The 18,124-nt window shown below is 38.0% G+C and carries 20 protein-coding genes and 1 pseudogene; 10 read left to right on the forward strand and 11 right to left on the reverse strand.

What is annotated here, in order from left to right; genetic code table 11:
- Positions 1–89: 89 nt before the first annotated feature.
- Complete coding sequence (locus NDN11_RS00670; RefSeq protein ID WP_251110484.1) at positions 90–1,001, reverse strand: alpha/beta hydrolase; 912 nt, start codon at positions 999–1,001, stop codon at positions 90–92.
- A gap of 205 nt (positions 1,002–1,206) precedes the next feature.
- Here NDN11_RS00670 and NDN11_RS00675 point away from each other — a divergent pair, with 205 nt between their 5' ends.
- A complete protein-coding gene (locus tag NDN11_RS00675; protein WP_004803572.1) occupies positions 1,207–1,644 on the forward strand; it encodes a DUF2147 domain-containing protein in 438 nt (145 codons plus the stop codon).
- Positions 1,645–1,710: 66 nt separating this feature from the next.
- Here NDN11_RS00675 and NDN11_RS00680 read toward each other — a convergent pair whose 3' ends face one another.
- Together NDN11_RS00680 and NDN11_RS00685 are read right to left on the reverse strand one after the other, a co-directional pair.
- A complete protein-coding gene (locus NDN11_RS00680) occupies positions 1,711–2,061 on the reverse strand; it encodes an arsenate reductase (protein WP_251110485.1) in 351 nt (116 codons plus the stop codon).
- Positions 2,062–2,499: 438 nt separating this feature from the next.
- Positions 2,500–3,324, reverse strand: a complete 825-nt coding sequence (locus tag NDN11_RS00685) for an exodeoxyribonuclease III (protein ID WP_004803576.1) — start codon at positions 3,322–3,324, stop codon at positions 2,500–2,502.
- Between the two features lie 41 nt (positions 3,325–3,365).
- Here NDN11_RS00685 and pyrE point away from each other — a divergent pair, with 41 nt between their 5' ends.
- Positions 3,366–4,016 (forward strand): orotate phosphoribosyltransferase, encoded by a 651-nt coding sequence (gene pyrE, locus NDN11_RS00690; RefSeq protein WP_251110486.1) that lies wholly within the window; start codon positions 3,366–3,368, stop codon positions 4,014–4,016.
- 71 nt (positions 4,017–4,087) lie between these two features.
- Here the strand turns inward: pyrE and ddlA are convergent, their stop codons facing one another.
- On the reverse strand, positions 4,088–5,197 hold the full coding sequence (ddlA, locus tag NDN11_RS00695) for a D-alanine--D-alanine ligase (RefSeq protein WP_251110487.1): 1,110 nt from the start codon (positions 5,195–5,197) through the stop codon (positions 4,088–4,090).
- 327 nt (positions 5,198–5,524) lie between these two features.
- On the opposite strand from ddlA, the gene NDN11_RS00700 reads away from it, so the two are divergent.
- The gene (locus tag NDN11_RS00700) at positions 5,525–6,361 is read left to right on the forward strand and encodes a GNAT family N-acetyltransferase (protein ID WP_251110488.1); all 837 of its coding nucleotides are present in this window, start codon (positions 5,525–5,527) and stop codon (positions 6,359–6,361) included.
- A gap of 4 nt (positions 6,362–6,365) precedes the next feature.
- On the opposite strand, the gene NDN11_RS00705 is transcribed toward NDN11_RS00700, so the two are convergent.
- From NDN11_RS00705 to NDN11_RS00720, 4 genes are all read right to left on the reverse strand, one after another.
- Positions 6,366–7,085 (reverse strand): SDR family NAD(P)-dependent oxidoreductase, encoded by a 720-nt coding sequence (locus NDN11_RS00705; protein WP_251110489.1) that lies wholly within the window; start codon positions 7,083–7,085, stop codon positions 6,366–6,368.
- A 240-nt stretch (positions 7,086–7,325) separates the two neighbouring features.
- Complete coding sequence (locus NDN11_RS00710) at positions 7,326–9,035, reverse strand: tetratricopeptide repeat protein (RefSeq protein WP_251110490.1); 1,710 nt, start codon at positions 9,033–9,035, stop codon at positions 7,326–7,328.
- 118 nt (positions 9,036–9,153) lie between these two features.
- Positions 9,154–9,567 (reverse strand): divergent PAP2 family protein, encoded by a 414-nt coding sequence (locus NDN11_RS00715; protein ID WP_167248499.1) that lies wholly within the window; start codon positions 9,565–9,567, stop codon positions 9,154–9,156.
- 19 nt (positions 9,568–9,586) lie between these two features.
- Entirely contained in the window at positions 9,587–10,465 is an 879-nt protein-coding gene (locus NDN11_RS00720) for a decaprenyl-phosphate phosphoribosyltransferase (protein WP_251110491.1), read from the reverse strand.
- Between the two features lie 26 nt (positions 10,466–10,491).
- Between NDN11_RS00720 and NDN11_RS00725 the strand changes: the two genes are divergently transcribed.
- The 3 genes from NDN11_RS00725 to NDN11_RS00735 are packed head-to-tail and all read left to right on the forward strand — an operon-like array spanning position 10,492 to position 12,963.
- Entirely contained in the window at positions 10,492–10,905 is a 414-nt protein-coding gene (locus tag NDN11_RS00725) for a GtrA family protein (RefSeq protein WP_167248501.1), read from the forward strand.
- Positions 10,906–12,207: an FAD-binding oxidoreductase gene (locus NDN11_RS00730; protein ID WP_251110492.1), complete on the forward strand. Its 1,302-nt coding sequence runs from the start codon at positions 10,906–10,908 to the stop codon at positions 12,205–12,207.
- Entirely contained in the window at positions 12,208–12,963 is a 756-nt protein-coding gene (locus NDN11_RS00735; protein ID WP_251110493.1) for an SDR family NAD(P)-dependent oxidoreductase, read from the forward strand. It abuts the gene before it with no gap.
- A gap of 70 nt (positions 12,964–13,033) precedes the next feature.
- Here the strand turns inward: NDN11_RS00735 and NDN11_RS00740 are convergent.
- Positions 13,034–13,261, reverse strand: a pseudogene (locus NDN11_RS00740) (short-chain dehydrogenase); the annotation flags it as partial.
- Positions 13,262–13,419: 158 nt separating this feature from the next.
- Here NDN11_RS00740 and NDN11_RS00745 point away from each other — a divergent pair.
- Positions 13,420–14,319 (forward strand): hypothetical protein, encoded by a 900-nt coding sequence (locus NDN11_RS00745; RefSeq protein ID WP_251110494.1) that lies wholly within the window; start codon positions 13,420–13,422, stop codon positions 14,317–14,319.
- Here the strand turns inward: NDN11_RS00745 and NDN11_RS00750 are convergent.
- Together NDN11_RS00750 and NDN11_RS00755 are read right to left on the reverse strand one after the other, a co-directional pair.
- Positions 14,289–14,510, reverse strand: a complete 222-nt coding sequence (locus tag NDN11_RS00750; RefSeq protein WP_251110495.1) for a DUF3565 domain-containing protein — start codon at positions 14,508–14,510, stop codon at positions 14,289–14,291. The genes NDN11_RS00745 and NDN11_RS00750 overlap by 31 nt on opposite strands.
- Positions 14,511–14,963, reverse strand: a complete 453-nt coding sequence (locus NDN11_RS00755; RefSeq protein WP_251110496.1) for a MarR family winged helix-turn-helix transcriptional regulator — start codon at positions 14,961–14,963, stop codon at positions 14,511–14,513.
- A gap of 177 nt (positions 14,964–15,140) precedes the next feature.
- Between NDN11_RS00755 and NDN11_RS00760 the strand changes: the two genes are divergently transcribed.
- The 3 genes from NDN11_RS00760 (at position 15,141) to murG (ending at position 18,114) form a co-directional block, all read left to right on the forward strand.
- On the forward strand, positions 15,141–15,620 hold the full coding sequence (locus NDN11_RS00760; protein ID WP_251110497.1) for a glutathione peroxidase: 480 nt from the start codon (positions 15,141–15,143) through the stop codon (positions 15,618–15,620).
- 225 nt (positions 15,621–15,845) lie between these two features.
- On the forward strand, positions 15,846–16,790 hold the full coding sequence (gene gshB / locus NDN11_RS00765; protein ID WP_251110498.1) for a glutathione synthase: 945 nt from the start codon (positions 15,846–15,848) through the stop codon (positions 16,788–16,790).
- A gap of 226 nt (positions 16,791–17,016) precedes the next feature.
- Positions 17,017–18,114, forward strand: coding sequence for an undecaprenyldiphospho-muramoylpentapeptide beta-N-acetylglucosaminyltransferase (gene murG / locus NDN11_RS00770; RefSeq protein WP_251110499.1), 1,098 nt, complete (start codon positions 17,017–17,019; stop codon positions 18,112–18,114).
- Positions 18,115–18,124: the final 10 nt, after the last annotated feature.

The raw sequence follows: 18,124 nt of genomic DNA on the forward strand, positions 1-18,124 counted from the left end.
CAATCAATTTTATTTTATGATGACAAAAGGGAATTAAGAGTGACAATGGTCAGACATAGCTGACCATTTTTTACACGATTTTATTTTAATTAGTCACGATCGAGCGCATGTGCAAATTCTGCGATATCTGCCAAGGCTTGTTTTGCTTCGGGGAACCAAGCATTAAACATCTGGAAGTTATGCCACATGCCCGTGTATAGCTTGAACTGGACTTTGACATCAGCTTGTTCCGCTTTTTCTCTAAAGCGTTTCGAGTCATCCAGTAAAATTTCTTTCGAACCCACCTGCACCAAGGTGGGTGGTAGTCCCTTTAAATCATCAAACAATGGTGAAACACGTGGGTCATCTGCTTGGATATTATCGGTAAGATAATGATTGATACCTGCTTGTAGGGCTTCAATAGACAATAAAGCATCATGTTTTTGGTTAAAGCGTAGCGATTCACTGGTTAAAGTGAGGTCGAGATAAGGTGACATTAGAATTAAGCCACTTGGCATCAGTTCAGGTTGCTGTTTGAGACGTAAACATAGCGCCAAGGCAAGGTTGGCACCACAAGAATCACCTGAGATAATAATATCTTTGGGTTTAATCCCTTGTACTAATAGTGCTTGATAAACATCGAAAATTGCATCAATCGCTTCAGGGTACGGATTTTCAGGTGCAAGTGGATAATCGACATGAATCACTTGCATTTGGGTACGTGCGGCAATATCCGTCATTAAGGCACGATGGGTATTTAAGCTGCCTAGGAAAAATGCACCACCATGAATATGAAAAATGAGTTGTGTGGCAGCAGCTTGAGCCTTAATTTCTTCACCACGGACGCCAGCCAGACGTATTGGGCGAACTTGTACTGTTGAATCTTGTGGAAATAGACGACACAGTTGATCGAGCAAAGGACGTAATGCATTTGGAGCTAAGTTAAACTGACTTGGCGTTCGAATCGTCGCTTTAAGTAAGGATTCAGTAAAATAATATTTCCAAACAGTAGCAAATTTCATAATTTTTCCATATTGTTAGATCAGTATACCAATAAGAAAGTTCTTGAAAATAAGCTATGTCTAAGCACGACGATAAAATCTGAAAAAACTGTGCACTGTGACACTCTTACTCAGGTTATACCAAATAGTCATAATCAAGAATTGCAATATTGATTGAAGTTCTCAATACTTTCAGTTTGAAAGACCCCTTAAGGATATTACAAAAATGAAGAAAATTGCTTTAGCATTTGGATTGCTCGGTTTGACAACTTTTGCCAATGCAGCGGATGCGCTGAATGGCACTGTTTGGCAGACCATTGATGATGAAACAAAACAGCCAAAGGCGATCGTGAAGTTCACGGAGCAAAAGGATGGAACGTTAACCGCATCTATTCAAAAATATTTAGTGGCTGGCCAGGAAAATGCCTGTTCTAAATGTGAAGGAACTTACCATAACAAACCACTTAAAGGCGTGACCATTGTGAATGGCCTGAAAAATGTCGGTGGTGTGAATTACGATGGTGGTTCAATTATCGACCCTAAAAATGGTAAAACCTATAAATTGAAAGCTGAAATTATCGAAGGCGGTAAAAAGCTGAAATTACGTGGTTATATTGGTGTTGCTGCTTTAGGTCGTAACCAAACTTGGATTCGTACTAACTAAGCCAGATTTAAATAACAAAAACCGAGTCCTCAGACTCGGTTTTTTATTGCTGCTGATTTCTAGAATTTAAGCTGATAAATCTTGATAAGTAGCTTCATCAAAGCCGATCACAAAACCTTGAGTCGTTTGCAGTACAGGACGCTTAATCAGGCTTGGCTGCGCAATTAGGGCTTCAATCAGGTTCTGTTCATTGCTGATCGCATGTGCTTGCTCATCCGCGCTTAATTTGCGCCATGTGGTGCCTTTTTTATTCAGGACTTTGTCTGCACCAATCTCTTTTAACCAAATTGCTAAAGTATCTGCATCAATGCCTTGTTTTTTATAATCATGAAATTCGTAATTGATGCCCTTGGCTTGTAAGGCATCAAAGGCTTTTTTCATCGAATTACAATTTTTAATGCCGTAAATTTTAAACATACCGAAAACCATAAAAAGAATAAAAGATATGAGCCAAAGCCTAACGCAAAAGAAGGGTGGTGTACCAGTTGAAATTTTTTATTAAGTTGATCGGTAGAATATGTGAAGTAGCAATTAAATGGCGGAAATGATCATGCAATTTGAGCAAAAGGGCTAAAGACAAAGCTAATAAAGAAAATCTAAGATTTAGAAAAGAGAAAACCCGCATATAATCTTCCTGATTATGCGGGTCTCATTTCAACGTCCAATGTCTCATCCATGCAAATAAACTTAATCTAAGTTTATTTTATCTTCCTACGGCGTCCTATCCCTTTTTGGTCATCCTGACCGCTTCCCTGTGCCGTGAAGCTATAATGCCGATCTAGATGCGAAATAAAAATACACAAAAGCGACAAGTTATGTAAGCTAAAGAAGCGGGCAAAGTGAACAAGTGTTCACTTATTCGTGTATTTTATAGTCGATAATGACGGGTGCATGGTCACTAAACCATTGTTCTTTATAGACCCATGCATTTGTTGTACGTGCTTTCCAGTCTGGAGAGCATGAATGGTAGTCAATACGCCACCCAACATTTTTCGCACGCGCTTGACCGCGATTTGACCACCATGAATACAATTCTGCTTCAGGGCGAACTTCGCGGAAGGTATCCACATAACCTAACTCATCATACATATGATCGAGCCAAGCACGTTCATGTGGTAGTACACCAGAAGACTTCTGGTTACCTGACCAGTTTTTAATATCGATGCGTTTATGCACGATATTGTAATCCCCACAGACAATGATTGATTTATTTTCATCTCGCCACTGTTTTAGTATTTTGGCGTATTCTTGTAAAAACACGTCTTTGCGTGCTTGCGCTTCGTCACCGCTTGATCCTGATGGCAAGTATAACGAGGCAATATGAACAGTTTGTGACAAGCCTAGATCGAATTCAGCCGCGATAAAACGGCCTTGTGAATCAGCCAATTCAAAGCCTAAACCATCTTTTACCGAAACAAATGGCAGACGACTATAAATCGCCGTACCGGCATAGCCTGCACGTTCAGCAGGGAACAGGTGGGTATACCAGCCTTCAGGTTTAAATTTATCGGTCCATTGTTCATGGGTGATGCGGCTTTCCTGCATACACACCACATCTGCGCCCGACTGCTCTAGCCATTCGAGCAGGCCTTTGGTGACTGATGAACGCAAGCCATTTACGTTAATTGAAACGACTCGAAGAATTTTTACATCACTTGGATAGCTATCCTTTGGTATCATACGTCTGTTTAACCTCAATTGAAGAATTTGGAGCACTTTATATGACAACGCCTGTGTCATTTCATCCGCAAGCTTTTATCGAACTCGCATTATCACGTGGAGTGCTTAAATTTGGTGAGTTTACCTTAAAATCAGGCCGTGTCAGTCCTTATTTCTTTAACGCAGGCTTGTTAAACGATGGTGAAGCACTGTCTTTGTTAGCGCAAGGTTATGCCGACAAACTGGTTCAGTGCGATAATGTTGGTGTGATTTTTGGTCCAGCTTACAAAGGTATTCCTTTTGTAGCAGCAACAGCGGTGGCGTTGTCTCAAGTTCATGGTAAAAGTGTACCATGGGGCTTTAACCGTAAAGAAGCCAAAGATCACGGTGAAGGTGGCGTCTTGGTTGGAGCATCGGTTGCAGGGAAAAAAGTCTGGATCATTGATGATGTGATCACTGCGGGGACGGCAATCCGTGAAGTTGTGACCATCTTAAAAAATGCGGGTGCTGAAATTGCAGGTGTATTGGTTGCGTTAGACCGTCAAGAACGTGGTCAAGGTCAGCTTTCTGCGATTCAGGAAGTGCAAAAAGAATTAGAAATCCCTGTGCATGCATTGATTACCATGAAAGATCTGATGGATTATTTGGATGCGAAAGGTGAAAAAGATGCTTTAGCCAATATGCAGGCTTATCGAGAAAAATATGGCATCTAAGTTTTAGATGTAAAAGAAAAGGAAGCGAAGGCTTCCTTTTTTATTCCTTGGTTTTGAGCGGGAAAATACGATTACTTTATTTTGTTTAAAGAGACTGTATTTTGTAGTTGAGCATTATTTTCATGATGTTCAATCGCTAACTCTATTAAACGGGTAATGAGGTCAGAGTAATTTAACCCACTCGCTTCCCATAGTTTTGGAAACATACTTACATTAGTAAAACCCGGTAAAGTATTTATTTCATTAATAAAAACTTCCCCATTTTTTGTTAAAAAAACATCAACCCTTGCGAGTCCAGTGCATTCCAAAACTTCATAAGCTTTAATCGAGATCTCTCTAATTCTTTGGCTGATTTCATCAGATATATTTGCAGGTATCGTTACTGTTGCACCCTTATCATTAATATATTTAGTATCATAAGAATAGAAGCTCTCTTCGAGTTCAATTTCTCCACAAACACTTGCTAAAGGTTCACTGTTGCCGATAACGGCACATTCAATTTCTCTGCCATCAATCCCTTGTTCAATCAATATTTTATTGTCGTAAATGAAAGCTGTGTCTAAAGCTGTTTCAAATTCATCTTGAGTGGTGACTTTACTCACACCTACTGATGAACCCTGATTAGCGGGTTTAACGAATAATGGGCGGCCTAATTGTGAACTAGCAATTTCGAAGCTTATATCTTTTCTATTTTTCTTAGTGAGCTTTATGAACGGTGTAATATTTAAGCCAGCATCTCTTAATAATCTTTTTGTTATATCTTTATCCATACACATGGCAGAACTGAGTACTTGAGAACCAACAAATGGAAGGTTCACCATTCTTAACAATCCTTGCAATGAGCCATCTTCTCCAAGTGTTCCGTGAACGATCGGAAAGATCACATCCAATTGCGATAGCGTTTTGTTTTGAAACTCTATGATTTGTTTTTCATTTTTCCCTGGAATGAACGCAATATTTCGTCCTGATTGATGCAATGAAATGAGAGATGGATTGTCTGAATTTAATAAAAAATGAGTGCTTTCATTCAGATGCCATATTCCATTTTTATCTATACCGATTAATGTCACATCAAATTTTTCTCGATCTATCGCATCAACAATATTTCTTGCGGACTGAAGGGATACTTCATGCTCAGTAGATTTTCCTCCAAATATAATGCCAATATTTTTCTTCTGCATTCCTATATTTCCTTAAATGTTTACTAAATTTTCGACTAAAAAACTAAATCTTAATGTACCTCTGAATGATGTAACATCATGATTAATATTTGTGACACTTAGCTAAACTTATTTGAATGCCCAGGGCGAAGGAAAGTCACTACAGAATGATTGAAGACTATTAGTTACGATTTATTCTTTCCCCGTTTCCAGGTTAGCTAAAGTTCAATAATATTTTGATAAAGAATTAAAATATTTAGCTTGTTGTTGAGATTCAACTTAGCTTGGATATCAAAGATATTTTCATTTTATTCAAATTGATCGTAACCACAGTTAGAGAAAAGAAGAGTGAAAAACAAGATTGAGCAGGCAAATTCTGATTTGAAAATTATAAGAGGATCTTTTACATCCCAAAGTGAGCGCCAACTCATTTCTCAGTGGCTTGATGCTCGATTTTATCATTCTCTTGGGATCACCGTATTTCTTGATCGGACACAAGTGATTGATGCACAGTGGCAATTGTTAAGATTAAATGATTCAAATGAGGCAAAAGCCCTGTTGAGTATTGCTGTGGTCTTGGCTGGCCGCGCTTGCTTTTGGTTGCCAGAGGAGAGCTCCTCGGCTGGATTACTTTGTTCAGAGATGCTTAAACTTCAGCCCTGTCGTGTTGTTACCACCCCCTTTGGAAGGGATATCTTGCGCTCTATGATGGGACATTCAATGAGCTTATTGCGGGAGTATGATCAATGGGTCATGGTCTGTACACGTCTTTTCCCACAGGCGAGTGGTCGTTTAGCCATTACATCAGACATTCCTCGCCTTATTGAATATCAGCATCTATATAATCACGAACGCTCGGTTGATGAGATAGCTGATTGGGAGGTACTCATTCAGCAAGCTAAGATTGCTGTTCATGAAGTTGATGGTCAAATTGTCTCGATCGTTCGATTCGGGCTTGAAACTCATCGTCTGGTCAGTATAGGTGGAACTTACACTTTTCCTGCATACCGTCGGCAAGGTTATGCTGAGCGTGTATTAGGGTTTGCAGTCAATCTAATCGTTGAGAGGGGGCGTACTGCATACCTCGTTGTCGATACAGATAACATCCCTGCAATAGAACTCTATCGCCAAATGGGCTTTGAATGTGTTTGCTCATCTTATGTTGGCTATTTGGCATATTCATAAAGAACTAAACATTTTGATCCAACATTGCAGGCATCAAGATTTCTTTGACGCAGCTTGCCTTACTGGTTGAAATAATAAAATGGATCGCTTGAATCACATCAGCTAGAGGGATGAGCGAATACTTGGTTTGTTCTAAAACGTCTTGAGTCGGTTTATCAATCCCATATTCACTGGCCAGATAGCCCAAGTTCAGTACACTTACCCCAATCAAGTGTTCACGTAAGATTTCTCGTAGTGATTGCACAATGCCCCTTAGAGCAAATTTAGTTGCGGAGAAAACAAGCTCTTTGCCGTTATGATTATCAACACCCCAAGTGGAACCGATCAGAATGATTTTGGCATTATCGGAGAGTTTTAGATTTTCAATTAAAGATTGAATCGACAGGATACAGGTGCTGATATTGGTATTGATGATTTGGTTGATTTCAGCAGCAGAAACGTCTTCAAAATTATAGTTACCGCTAAATGCCTGTTGTTCCCAAATACCCACATTGTAAATCAGCACATCAATTCTTTGCTGTCCAATTACTGTTTTTACTTCGTTTACAGCCTGCTCTGGTTTGGAAAGATCAGCACAAATCCAGTTTACGTTGGGAGTTTTTTGTGGTGAGGTGCGAGATACACCATAGATGGTATCTGTTGGCCTTGGTACAGCTTGAACAATGGCTTTGCCTAGACCTTTACTGACGCCATATATGAGAAATGTTTTATTCAAGTTATTCATCTATCTACCTGTATCTTTTAGATCAAAAGGTAACTATAGAAGCTCAACTGCGCTTGAGGTCAAGAATTAAGTTAGCTATAAGGAAAAAGAAAAATATGTAAAAGTTTGCTTTTAGGTTTATCTAATTTATTATTGGAAATGATGATTAAAAAATAAACGCGACATAGGGAAATTGTCTAAAAGCCATTCCAGGACATTGAATTCTGGAACGGCTTACTATCAGACATTAAATCTCGAGTGTTACTCCAGCTTAAGTGCCCCCAATGAAATTTCTGCTGGTAAATTTCCTTTACTCTTTAGTTCATTCAATATTTTCAAAGCTTCCTTTTTATTTTTAACAAACCCATTGTTACCATGTAAATAATTAATAGCTAACATGAATTTAGCCAAGTCATTTTCATGGGAAGATGCCTGTATTAATAAATTATTCGCCTTCTTAATATTTTTTTCTATACAAATGCCATCTCTATACAAAAGAGATAAGTTATATAGGGCATGCTTATTTTGACCTTGGGCAGCCATTTTAAACATTTCTAATGCAGAGCAATAATTTATAGATGTATGTATTCCATAAAAATAGAAGAAGCCTAAAGTATTTTGGGCATCCGTACTTCCTTTTTTAGCCGCTTTAATATAGTCATTAATAACAGCATTATTCAACTTCGATTGTTTGATATTTTCTTGATTTAAAAAGTAAAGTTGTGTAATTGAATTAACATCATCAATACTCAATCTAATATTAGACAAAGGGATTGGATCATTTAATTTAATAAGTAAAGCTTGGTCCCATTTTTCTCTTTTTTCCCAAGGGAAATTTACTTCATAGAAGTTGATGAAGGTATTTCCAATTCCTAAAGGGCCAAGTAATAATGAAACAAATGCGTAAGAATATATCAGTTTTTTAAAACTCATGAAATTTGATGAAATTAAATTTCTGTCAATATTGTTCATTATTGCTAATGACATAAATATTATAGATAAGTTGAATAAAAATAGTGCAATCCATCTAATATAATCAAAAGCTATTAATGTTAGAACCAGAGGAGATGCTGAAAAAAATAAAATGAGAAGAAAGGTTTTTTTATCTGTACTTTTCTTAATAAACAAAAGAATAGGAGAGCAAAACAGAAATGTAAAAAATATTTTTAAATATGCTTTGGTTTCAAAGAAGGTTTGATAGTTTGTTACGAAATTTTCTTTTAAAGTCAGTAAAGATGTGCTGACAGCATAAGATTGAAAATGCTCGTAATACATAAAGGTTTTAATAATAGAGTTAACTTGAAAAGAAGACATCTTGCCATAGATAACGACTGCTACCAAGAGTAGAGTAGACTCTATCCCAATTAGGAAAATGTGACTTATTTTTCTATATTTTTGATAATATATAAATGCTAAAGTTGGAACGAAAAATATTAGCATTGCTTCATGCGTCAATGCCATTACTGGCAATGATAATAATATAAATGCCAGAACGATAGAGTTTCTGGCGTTTTTTAGTATGAGTAAAATAGAAGTTAGTAGTATAATTTGACCAACATGATCAAAACGAGATAATTCTCTTACCCATTGAGAGGCTAAAAAAGATAAACTAAAAATACATACTGAAAAAATTATAATATCTTTATTATCTAGTTTTAAATTTTTGAGGAAAATATATGTGATTCTAGCAAAAAGGTAAAATAATGAAATTAACAAAAGAATTGATACTAGACGAACATGTCTATAGTTTGGATCAATTCCTAGAATACTGAATATCTCGCCTGGTAGAGCTCTTCTTACAAAACCATAGTCATAGCTAAATACCCATTGTGAGTATAAATAGTCATGCAATCTTATTGTAAAGTCAAAAGAATATATATTGCTATGAATAAATATAATGACAATAAGGGTTAATAAAGAATATAAAATAAATTTAATATGTTCTTTATTACTTTTAATGAACATGTTCATAAATGTGCTACTAAAAATTAATTGTTAAATAACTATTAGTTAACTAATACGGGGTGAAAACTAGACTGGTAACTAAATTAACATTTATAAGCTATATAGCCCCGAGTTAATATTTGGTTTATAGCATGCTAGCTAAATATGCAACCAGACAACCGACCAGTACACCCGCTAAGATCTCAATCTTGGTATGTCCCATGCGTTCTCTTAATTGCTGGTACTCAGGCGTATTTTTAGCTAGTTGATTAATCGCTACAGCATGTTTACCTACAGCACGTCTTAAACTATTTGCATCTAATAGCACAATAAATGAGAGGGTAATCGCAACGCCAAAAGCAGGCGTATCAATCCCTTCCTTAAAGGCAATAAGTGCAGCCATACTGCTTACAATGGCACTATGATTACTTGGTAATCCACCATAGCCAATTAATCCAAAAGCCAATTTCTTGGCTTTAATTGAATTAATAAGAAACTTTAGACAGCCAGCAACTAACCAAGCTAAAAATGGAGTAATAAGGTAAATATAATACGTCACAAAACAATCCAAAATAAAATTAAGCTGGCAATAATGTCCAGATACAACATGAGACCCATAACACAACGGTTAATAATATTTGCCAGTCCTGAGCAATCACATCAGTTGGAGATTCCCCACCTTTTAATGTTTCAACAATAAACCAGTAACGGAATAAGCCGAACATAACAAATGGGATGGTGATAATCAGTTGTGGCTGTACTTCCATCGTATACAAGCTATAAAAAACAATGGCTGTAACAGCGGAAATTCCGGCAAAGCGGTCAATCAGGCTTACTGAATAGTGTTCAAGTACGCCACGTCCTTGAGAGCCACTTTGTATTAGTTCCTGACGACGTTTAATTGAAGCGAGATAGAGTGAAATGCTTAATGTTGTAATAAACATCCAATGAGAAACTGGCACTGCGAGAGCTACAGCGCCTGCATATACTCGTAATACAAAACCAAAGGCGACAATGAAAATTTCAATCACTGGTTCATGCTTTAGCTTAAAGGTATACGCCCAATTCAGCAGTAAATATACCACGATCACGTAGATTACCTTGGGTGCAACTAACCAAGCAAACCCTAAGGCAATATAAATCACCGTTAATAAAATAATTGCACTTTGGGGGCTCACTTGACCCGAAGCTAAAGGTCGTTTCAATGACTTTTCAGGATGTGCCCGATCTTTTTCTATATCTTTTAAGTCATTAACAATATAGACCGCTGAGGCAGCTAGGCAAAATAAAAATGCCGCAAATAATACGGAATAAATAGAGCCTAAATTTAGGAATTCGCCTGCGAAGATCAGAGGTGCGAAAACAAAGCTATTCTTAAGCCATTGCTTGGGTCTTATTAGTTTAATCAGTCCTGAGATTTCTGCTAGAAAAGACCGATTTTCTGCTATATCATACATTTTTTTTTCAGCGCTATTAAATATAAATGATGGACTCGATTAAGCTCGCGCTGCTTTATACAGCATTTGCTATGGTTGCTACGTTTTGCAATATTATAGCACAAGATATTTCCAGTTATATTTATGTTGGAAATTTTTATATTTTTATTTCAATTTTTGTTGGCACAGGTGTCGGTTTAATTGTTAAGTATATCTTAGATAAAAAGTATATTTTTAAATATAAAACACAGAATACCAAACATGATGGAAAGGTTTTTCTGCTGTATACCATTATGGGTATTTTTACTACGATTATTTTCTGGGGTTTTGAGTTTGGCTTTCATGCAGCCTTTGGAACCAAAGAGATGCGTTACGTGGGTGGAATAATCGGTCTAATGATTGGCTATATTTGCAAATATTATTTAGATAAACATTTCGTGTTTCGTAAAGTTGAGGCATAAATGAAAACAATACAGGCCTGGGGTAGGCTTTCTGACGCTGAACATCACGTTATTCCTTTAATAACACCTTCACAAGCATCCAAACAATTAAAAAATGGTACGTTTCCAGGTATCGCTCATGGTATGGGGCGTAGTTATGGTGATGTAGCATTAAACGGTAATGGTCTTTTATGGCTGACCACCGCCATGAATCATTTGATTTCTTTTGATTTAAATACTGGAATTTTGCACTGCGAAGCAGGTGCTACCTTACAAGATATTCACAGAACACTTATCCCACAAGGCTGGATGTTACCTGTAACCCCAGGCACGCAGATGATTACTGTTGGTGGGGCTATTGCAAATGATGTGCATGGCAAAAACCACCATGCTTTTGGCTCTTTTGGTGACCACCTTCTACAGATTAAGCTGATGCGGACTGATGGTGAAATTATTGAGTGTTCAAAGACTGAAAGGGCTGATTGGTTCTATGCAACTGTAGGTGGAATTGGCCTAACAGGTATAATTTTAGAAGCAAAAATACAATTACGTCCGGTTCAAAGTTCGTGGATTGATTCAGAAACTATTCCTTATCACAATCTAGATGAGTTTTTTGCACTATCTGATTCATCTGAGCCTGATTGGGAATATACGGTATCCTGGATTGACTGTATGAATGGTGCTAATGCTAAGGGACTTTTTTCACGGGGTAATCTCGCTGGTCAATCGGCTCAAGTAGAACCTAAAATAAAAGATAAAACATTTCCGATTACTCCGCCGATTTCATTGGTCAATAAACTCAGTTTACCTGTCTTTAATTTTGCCTACTTTCACGGGAACTCACTAAAAAGCCAAGCTCAAAAAGTACATTACGAGCCATTCTTTTATCCATTAGATGCCATGCATGAATGGAACAAAATGTATGGACCGAAAGGTTTTTATCAATATCAAAGTGTGGTGCCGAAAGAGATTGGCAAAGAAGTCACTCAAGACATGTTAAACACTATTAAAAAATCAGGTGAAGGCTCATTTTTAGCAGTATTAAAAACATTTGGCGATCGTGAGTCAGGTGGATTACTGAGTTTTCCAAAATCGGGTGTTACGTTGGCGTTGGATTTCCCAAATCGTGGTGGAAAAACGTTAAAACTGTTAAATGAGTTGGATCATATTGTGCAACAAGCACAAGGTCGTCTTTATTTAGCCAAAGATGCTCGTATGCCAAGATCACTATTTGAAGCGGGCTATCCACGCTTTACTGAATTTTTAAAATATCGGGACCCAGGCATCAGCTCGGAAATGTCTCGTCGTCTATTAGGGGGCTAAATGTCAAATCAACCAAAAATCTTAATTGTAGGTGGAACCTCAGCTATTGCTGAACACTGCGCTAGACTCTGGCTTAAGCAGCAGCCTTGTGAAGTTATTCTGTTAGGTCGAGATCAAGACAAATTACAGCGTGTTGCGAATGATCTTAAAGTCCGCACCCCGCAGGCCAATATCCAACTACAGACTGTTGATTTTTTAAATGCTGCGGCAATTCAAGATTGTATTGATACAATCAATCAACAGGGAAAAATTGATATTGCCCTGATTGCGCATGGCAATTTACCTGACCAAGATCAATGTCAAAATGATCTAGTTGAGTGTCAGCAGGCAATTGAAGTAAATGCGCTGTCACCTGTGTTATTTACTGAAGCTATTGCTAAACATATGATTGAACACAATCATGGAAAATTGGCAGTGATTGGTTCAGTAGCGGGTGACCGTGGTCGTAAATCGAATTATGTATACGGTGCATCAAAAGCGTTGCTTGATAAATATCTACAAGGATTACAACATCGCTTAGCGTTAACAGGTTCACAAGTCACAGCGACTTTAATCAAGCCTGGTCCGACAGCGACCCCTATGACGGCTGGAATGTCTGGTAAAGGCAAGCTTGCATCACCAGAACAAGTTGCGAATGATATTGTGCAAGGAATTGATAAAGGCAAATTAACCATTTACACACCAGGTAAATGGGCAATCATTATGATGATTATTCGAAATTTACCGTTCTTTTTATTTAAGAAAATGGATATATAAGTAATATTTATCAACCAAAAAGCCCAGTCGTATACTGGGCTTTTTGGTTGAAATTTACCTAAAATCTTTATAGGGCTTCAATTTTTTGCTGTCCAATTACATTTTTATATTGCTTATAGCCTACTTTGGTTTGGATGGATCAGCACAAATCTAGTTTAAGTTCTAAATTTGTTGTGGTTGGGTGCGAGATACCCCATAGATGGTATCTGTTGGCTTTATTTGATACAGATTGAACAAGGGTTTTCTCTAGACCTTTACTGGCGCCATATATGAGAAATGTTTTATTCAAGTTATTCATCTATAAATCCGTGTTCTTATATAAAATACAACTGTAAAAGCTCCAGTTGGCTTGAGGTCAAGAGTTATTGGAATATTAGGATGGTGCTATTGATAGTATGAGAAATTTGGTGGATTATCAGAAGGTAATTTGAAAAAGATATAATCAACTAGGTTCTTATGACTGAAGATGAATTATTAGAAAGAGCATTGAATTATAGTGCGACGATTCATCAGCCCCATGCGATAAAATCTTATCAGGCTGCGAAAAATATTTTTACTGTTTTGGGGGATAGCGCTATCTGGGCGCAAACTGATAAATTAATTTTTCAAAGTGAAATATATAATTTGCGCTCGTTTACTCAAGATAGCCATGATACAGAATTTTCATTACCTCGTATCCAAAGCATATTGAATAGAAGTATTTATCCTGTTGCGTATTCAGCGTTATTTCAATGGTATCGCAATTATGGATTTACAAATATTTTTGATCATTATATAAAATCAGCTGCTTCAAATAATGAATATTTATCTCATAATGTAACAATATTGTTATCTTTTAAGGCTTTGCTGCCTAAATTGAGTGCAAAACAGATATATCCTTTTTTAGATCGTTTTACAGAGTTTTTAACCTCCACTTTTGGTAATACAGGCAAACAATTCCTATCTGAATCCTTTGATCAAAATATAACTTTTCAAAGTTTACTTAACGAATGTATACATCAGCCTAGTTTCTTCGGACATAATTTAATTACGCTCACTTGGTTGATGCGGTGTGAAAATCAGATTCCATCTGAATTAATGCAAAAGTTTAAATTTAATCTACACATACAGGCTACTATACCATTAGAAGATCCAAAGGATGAATTGGATGCAGATATTTATAGCCAAAGCTTGGAGGGCGATACAACACAGTTTATGTTGACTTTAGATAATTTAATATTTGGGACCTGTAAAAATTTACATCAGGTGACACTGGCAGATGCTTTACTTTATTTACAGCAGCAATTTCCTATATACACCCCAAAGTTGAACCGTATTGCGGATTATCAAATAAGGTTATTAAAACGATCATATTGAGTATTTTCTTCCCCACACTTCTTACACTCCAACATCATCCCTAATTTTTCATTCCGCCCTTGTTTGGTTAACACCCAAGGGCGATTTTGCCACGGCGGATTATGACGCACATGTTGCTCATGACCACAGGCGAGATCGGCAACGTAATGTCCTTCCTCATCGAGATGAAAACCGACAATCGCTTGCTGCATTTAATTTTCCAGACTCTCGAGTTTAGATTGTTCCAAACCCTTTAAAAAACGATGACATAAGTTATGAATCGCCACGAGATCATTCGGGTCCATTCCCAGCGAACAGGCAAGCTTAAACGGAATCAGGGTAATTTCATCTTTTGCAGTCAGTGCTTTTTCTAGCAAGATTACTTTTTTCATCCGCTCATCTTCTTTGACTGCAACACGCTTTAAAAACTGCTTTTCTTCGAGTTTTTTAATAATCGGTGTCAGCGTTCCAGAATCAAAAAAAGTCTTTTGTCCAATCTCAGACAACATCACATTGTCCTGCTCATACAAAGCCAACAACACAATAAATTGCGGATAGGTCAGATCATATTCCTGCAGCAAAGGGCGATATTGGCGAATCATCGCATTGGTCGCGGAATACATGGCAAAACACACTTGGTTATCCAAAAATGAAACTTCAGCCATGATGGTTTTTCCTCGACGCAGTTGTTGAATATTCAGTATAAATTGGATTACTCAAAAAGTATATTGTGCATAATAAACTTGTGTGCAAGATAATTGTGTGCAATATTAAATAAAGAGCTGCATGATTCAGCAAACTATTTTGATTACATCCACCAATGGATATAAGAGAGAACACCTATGAGCAAGATTTATGATTTTCAGGCTGAACTGTTAGAAGGCGAACAAAAGAACCTCGCTGATTACCAAGGAAAAGTGTTATTGGTGGTGAATACTGCCAGTCAGTGTGGTCTAACACCACAATTTGAAGGTTTGGAAAAGTTATATCAGGACTATCAGCAGCAAGGGTTGGTGATTCTTGGTTTTCCATGCAATCAATTTGCCAACCAAGATCCATCGAGCAATGAAGAAATCGGCAGCTTCTGTCAGCGTAATTATGGCGTATCGTTCCCGATGTTTGCCAAGGTTGATGTAAATGGGCCAACCGCACATCCTTTATATCAATATCTCACTTCTGAAGCCAAAGGCCTGTTAGGCAGCAGCATTAAATGGAACTTCACTAAATTCCTGATCAATCAAAAAGGGGAAGTGGTCAAACGTTATGCTCCAATCACCAAACCTGAAAAAATTGCCAAAGATATTCAAAAGCTTTTGGGATAAATGGGTTGGAAAATGAGGAGGATGGAAGTGACTGGTCTGCCACGTATGCACTGGTGATTTCCTCATCCGAAACAAATTAAATCATAAAGCTGAATATTTTTAATATGTTGTAATTAATTGAACAAAATAGATTTTTTAATCTTTAAGATTTATACAACTTGTTTCACGATTGACCGCAAACTTCGTTATACTTTTTGCCAAGATTAAAAATACGAGCGTCAGATTATGCGTGTACTGGTAGTGATGGACCCGATTGAAACTGTGAATCTTAAAAAAGATTCAACCATGGCGATGTTATGGGCGGCCAGCCGTCGCGGACATGAATTGGGTTATGCATTACAACACGATTTATATATCGACCAAGGTAAAGCCTTTGGCCTGATCTCGCCACTGAAAGTATTTGAAGATTATAACCATTATTATGAGTTGGGCGAAAAACGCAAAGAATCGTTGGCGGATTACGATGTAATTTTGATGCGTAAAGACCCACCATTTGATATGAATTTTGTCTATACCACTTATATTTTGGAACAGGCCGAGCGTGAAGGGGCGTGGATTATCAATAAACCACAATCGCTACGTGACTGTAATGAAAAACTGTTCGCGACTCAATTCCCAGAGCTACAAGTGCCAACTTTGGTGACGTCACAACAAAGCTTGATCCGTGAATTTATCAAAGAACATGGTGATGTGATTGTAAAGCCATTAGATGGTATGGGTGGCATGGGTATTTTCCGTTTATATCAAGATGGCGTGAACATTGGTTCGACTTTGGAAATGCTCACGGAAATGGGTACGCGTCCAATCATGGCACAACGTTATATTCCTGAAATTGTGGAAGGTGACAAACGCATCTTGCTGGTTAATGGTGAACCGATTCCATATTGCTTAGCGCGTATTCCACAAAATGGTGAAGTACGTGGTAACTTGGCAGCAGGTGGTCTAGGTCAAGCCCGTCCACTGACTGAAAATGATAAATTGATTGCGGCAAAAGTGGGTCCATTCCTGCGTGAAAAAGGTCTGGTCTTTGTCGGTTTGGATGTGATTGGTAATTATGTGACCGAAATTAACGTCACCAGTCCAACCTGCATCCGTGAGATTGATGCGCAATTTGGTACCACGATTGCCGATGATCTTTTCAATGTTTTGGAAGCGGGTCGTAAAAACTAAGAAGTTTTATTTTTGACCGAATTGCCCGTTTGTATTGAATGAAAATTTGCATGCAAATGGGCTTTTGTATATGGGCAGAACCTTGTTTTTAACAAAGAATCGAAAAAAGCACAGCTTTCTGTTGTAAACAGGTGAAATTCGCTTTTCGTGAATGAAACTTTAGGATTAAAATAACGCTCGAAAACAATAGACGATAACCTTCTTTTTTGAGTTGAAGAATTAGACCGTGACCAATTCCCCGCAGAACAAACCCAAACATGTCATGATGATGGCCGCAGGTACTGGTGGGCATGTGTTTCCCGCGCTTGCTGTTGCCAAGCAGCTGCAACAGGAAGGCTGCCAAGTTTCTTGGTTAGCGACGCCTACGGGAATGGAAAATCGGTTATTGAAAGATCAAAATATCCCGATTTATCAAATTGATATTCAAGGTGTGCGTGGTAATGGTTTAGTCCGTAAACTCAGTGCACCGTTTAAAATTTTAAAAGCAACTTTAAGTGCAATGCGCTATATGAAACAGCTCAAGATTGATGCTGTAGCAGGTTTTGGCGGCTATGTTGCAGGCCCAGGTGGCTTGGCTGCACGTTTGCTGGGGATTCCTGTGTTGATTCATGAGCAAAATGCGATTGCAGGTTTTACCAACACTCAATTGGCACGTATTGCCAAGACCGTGTGTCAGGCTTTTCCAAATACATTTGCAAACAGTGATAAAGTCGTGACCACAGGTAATCCTGTGCGTGCAGAAATCACTGCGATTTTAAATCCGTCTTGGCGCTATCAAACTCGTGAACAGGAACATTTGCCAATCAGTCTTCTGATCGTCGGTGGTTCACTTGGTGCACAGGCATTGAATGAACGTTTGCCTGAAGCTTTGAAAAAGGTCACTGTGCCGTTGAAAGTGTTCCATCAGTGTGGTCAAAACAAGCAAGATGCCACGCGTGCGCTGTATCAAGGTGCACCTGCGAGTTTGGACATTCAAGTGGAACCCTTTATTCACGATATGGCAAAAGCCTACAGTGAAGCTGATTTGATTATTTGCCGCGCTGGCGCACTCACAGTAACCGAAGTGGCTACCGCAGGTTTGGCGGCGATTTTTGTGCCTTTACCGATTGCGGTGGATGATCACCAAACGGCAAATGCGAAATTCTTGGCCAATGCTGGCGCAGCCAAGATTTGCCAGCAAGCAGACATGACACCTGCTGTTTTAGATGAGTTATTAGCGACCTTATTAAATCGTCAGCTACTGTCTGAAATGGCTGTAAAAGCACGTCAACAAGCACAACCGAATGCAACTCAGCATGTGGTTGATCTGATTAAAAAATTGTAATTCGAGTTTA

The sequence above is a fragment of the Acinetobacter sp. C26M genome, assembly GCF_023702675.1.
GTDB lineage: Bacteria > Pseudomonadota > Gammaproteobacteria > Pseudomonadales > Moraxellaceae > Acinetobacter.

Excerpts from the sequence above, each read along its gene's own strand:
- NDN11_RS00670 (WP_251110484.1), bottom strand. The coding sequence starts at position 1,001 with ATGAAATTTGCTACTGTTTGGAAATATTATTTTACTGAATCCTTACTT.
- NDN11_RS00675 (WP_004803572.1), top strand. The coding sequence starts at position 1,207 with ATGAAGAAAATTGCTTTAGCATTTGGATTGCTCGGTTTGACAACTTTT.
- NDN11_RS00680 (WP_251110485.1), bottom strand. The coding sequence starts at position 2,061 with ATGTTTAAAATTTACGGCATTAAAAATTGTAATTCGATGAAAAAAGCC.
- NDN11_RS00685 (WP_004803576.1), bottom strand. The coding sequence starts at position 3,324 with ATGATACCAAAGGATAGCTATCCAAGTGATGTAAAAATTCTTCGAGTC.
- pyrE (WP_251110486.1), top strand. The coding sequence starts at position 3,366 with ATGACAACGCCTGTGTCATTTCATCCGCAAGCTTTTATCGAACTCGCA.
- ddlA (WP_251110487.1), bottom strand. The coding sequence starts at position 5,197 with ATGCAGAAGAAAAATATTGGCATTATATTTGGAGGAAAATCTACTGAG.
- NDN11_RS00705 (WP_251110489.1), bottom strand. The coding sequence starts at position 7,085 with ATGAATAACTTGAATAAAACATTTCTCATATATGGCGTCAGTAAAGGT.
- NDN11_RS00710 (WP_251110490.1), bottom strand. The coding sequence starts at position 9,035 with ATGAACATGTTCATTAAAAGTAATAAAGAACATATTAAATTTATTTTA.
- NDN11_RS00720 (WP_251110491.1), bottom strand. The coding sequence starts at position 10,465 with ATGTATGATATAGCAGAAAATCGGTCTTTTCTAGCAGAAATCTCAGGA.
- NDN11_RS00725 (WP_167248501.1), top strand. The coding sequence starts at position 10,492 with ATGATGGACTCGATTAAGCTCGCGCTGCTTTATACAGCATTTGCTATG.
- NDN11_RS00730 (WP_251110492.1), top strand. The coding sequence starts at position 10,906 with ATGAAAACAATACAGGCCTGGGGTAGGCTTTCTGACGCTGAACATCAC.
- NDN11_RS00735 (WP_251110493.1), top strand. The coding sequence starts at position 12,208 with ATGTCAAATCAACCAAAAATCTTAATTGTAGGTGGAACCTCAGCTATT.
- NDN11_RS00745 (WP_251110494.1), top strand. The coding sequence starts at position 13,420 with ATGACTGAAGATGAATTATTAGAAAGAGCATTGAATTATAGTGCGACG.
- NDN11_RS00750 (WP_251110495.1), bottom strand. The coding sequence starts at position 14,510 with ATGCAGCAAGCGATTGTCGGTTTTCATCTCGATGAGGAAGGACATTAC.
- NDN11_RS00755 (WP_251110496.1), bottom strand. The coding sequence starts at position 14,963 with ATGGCTGAAGTTTCATTTTTGGATAACCAAGTGTGTTTTGCCATGTAT.
- NDN11_RS00760 (WP_251110497.1), top strand. The coding sequence starts at position 15,141 with ATGAGCAAGATTTATGATTTTCAGGCTGAACTGTTAGAAGGCGAACAA.
- gshB (WP_251110498.1), top strand. The coding sequence starts at position 15,846 with ATGCGTGTACTGGTAGTGATGGACCCGATTGAAACTGTGAATCTTAAA.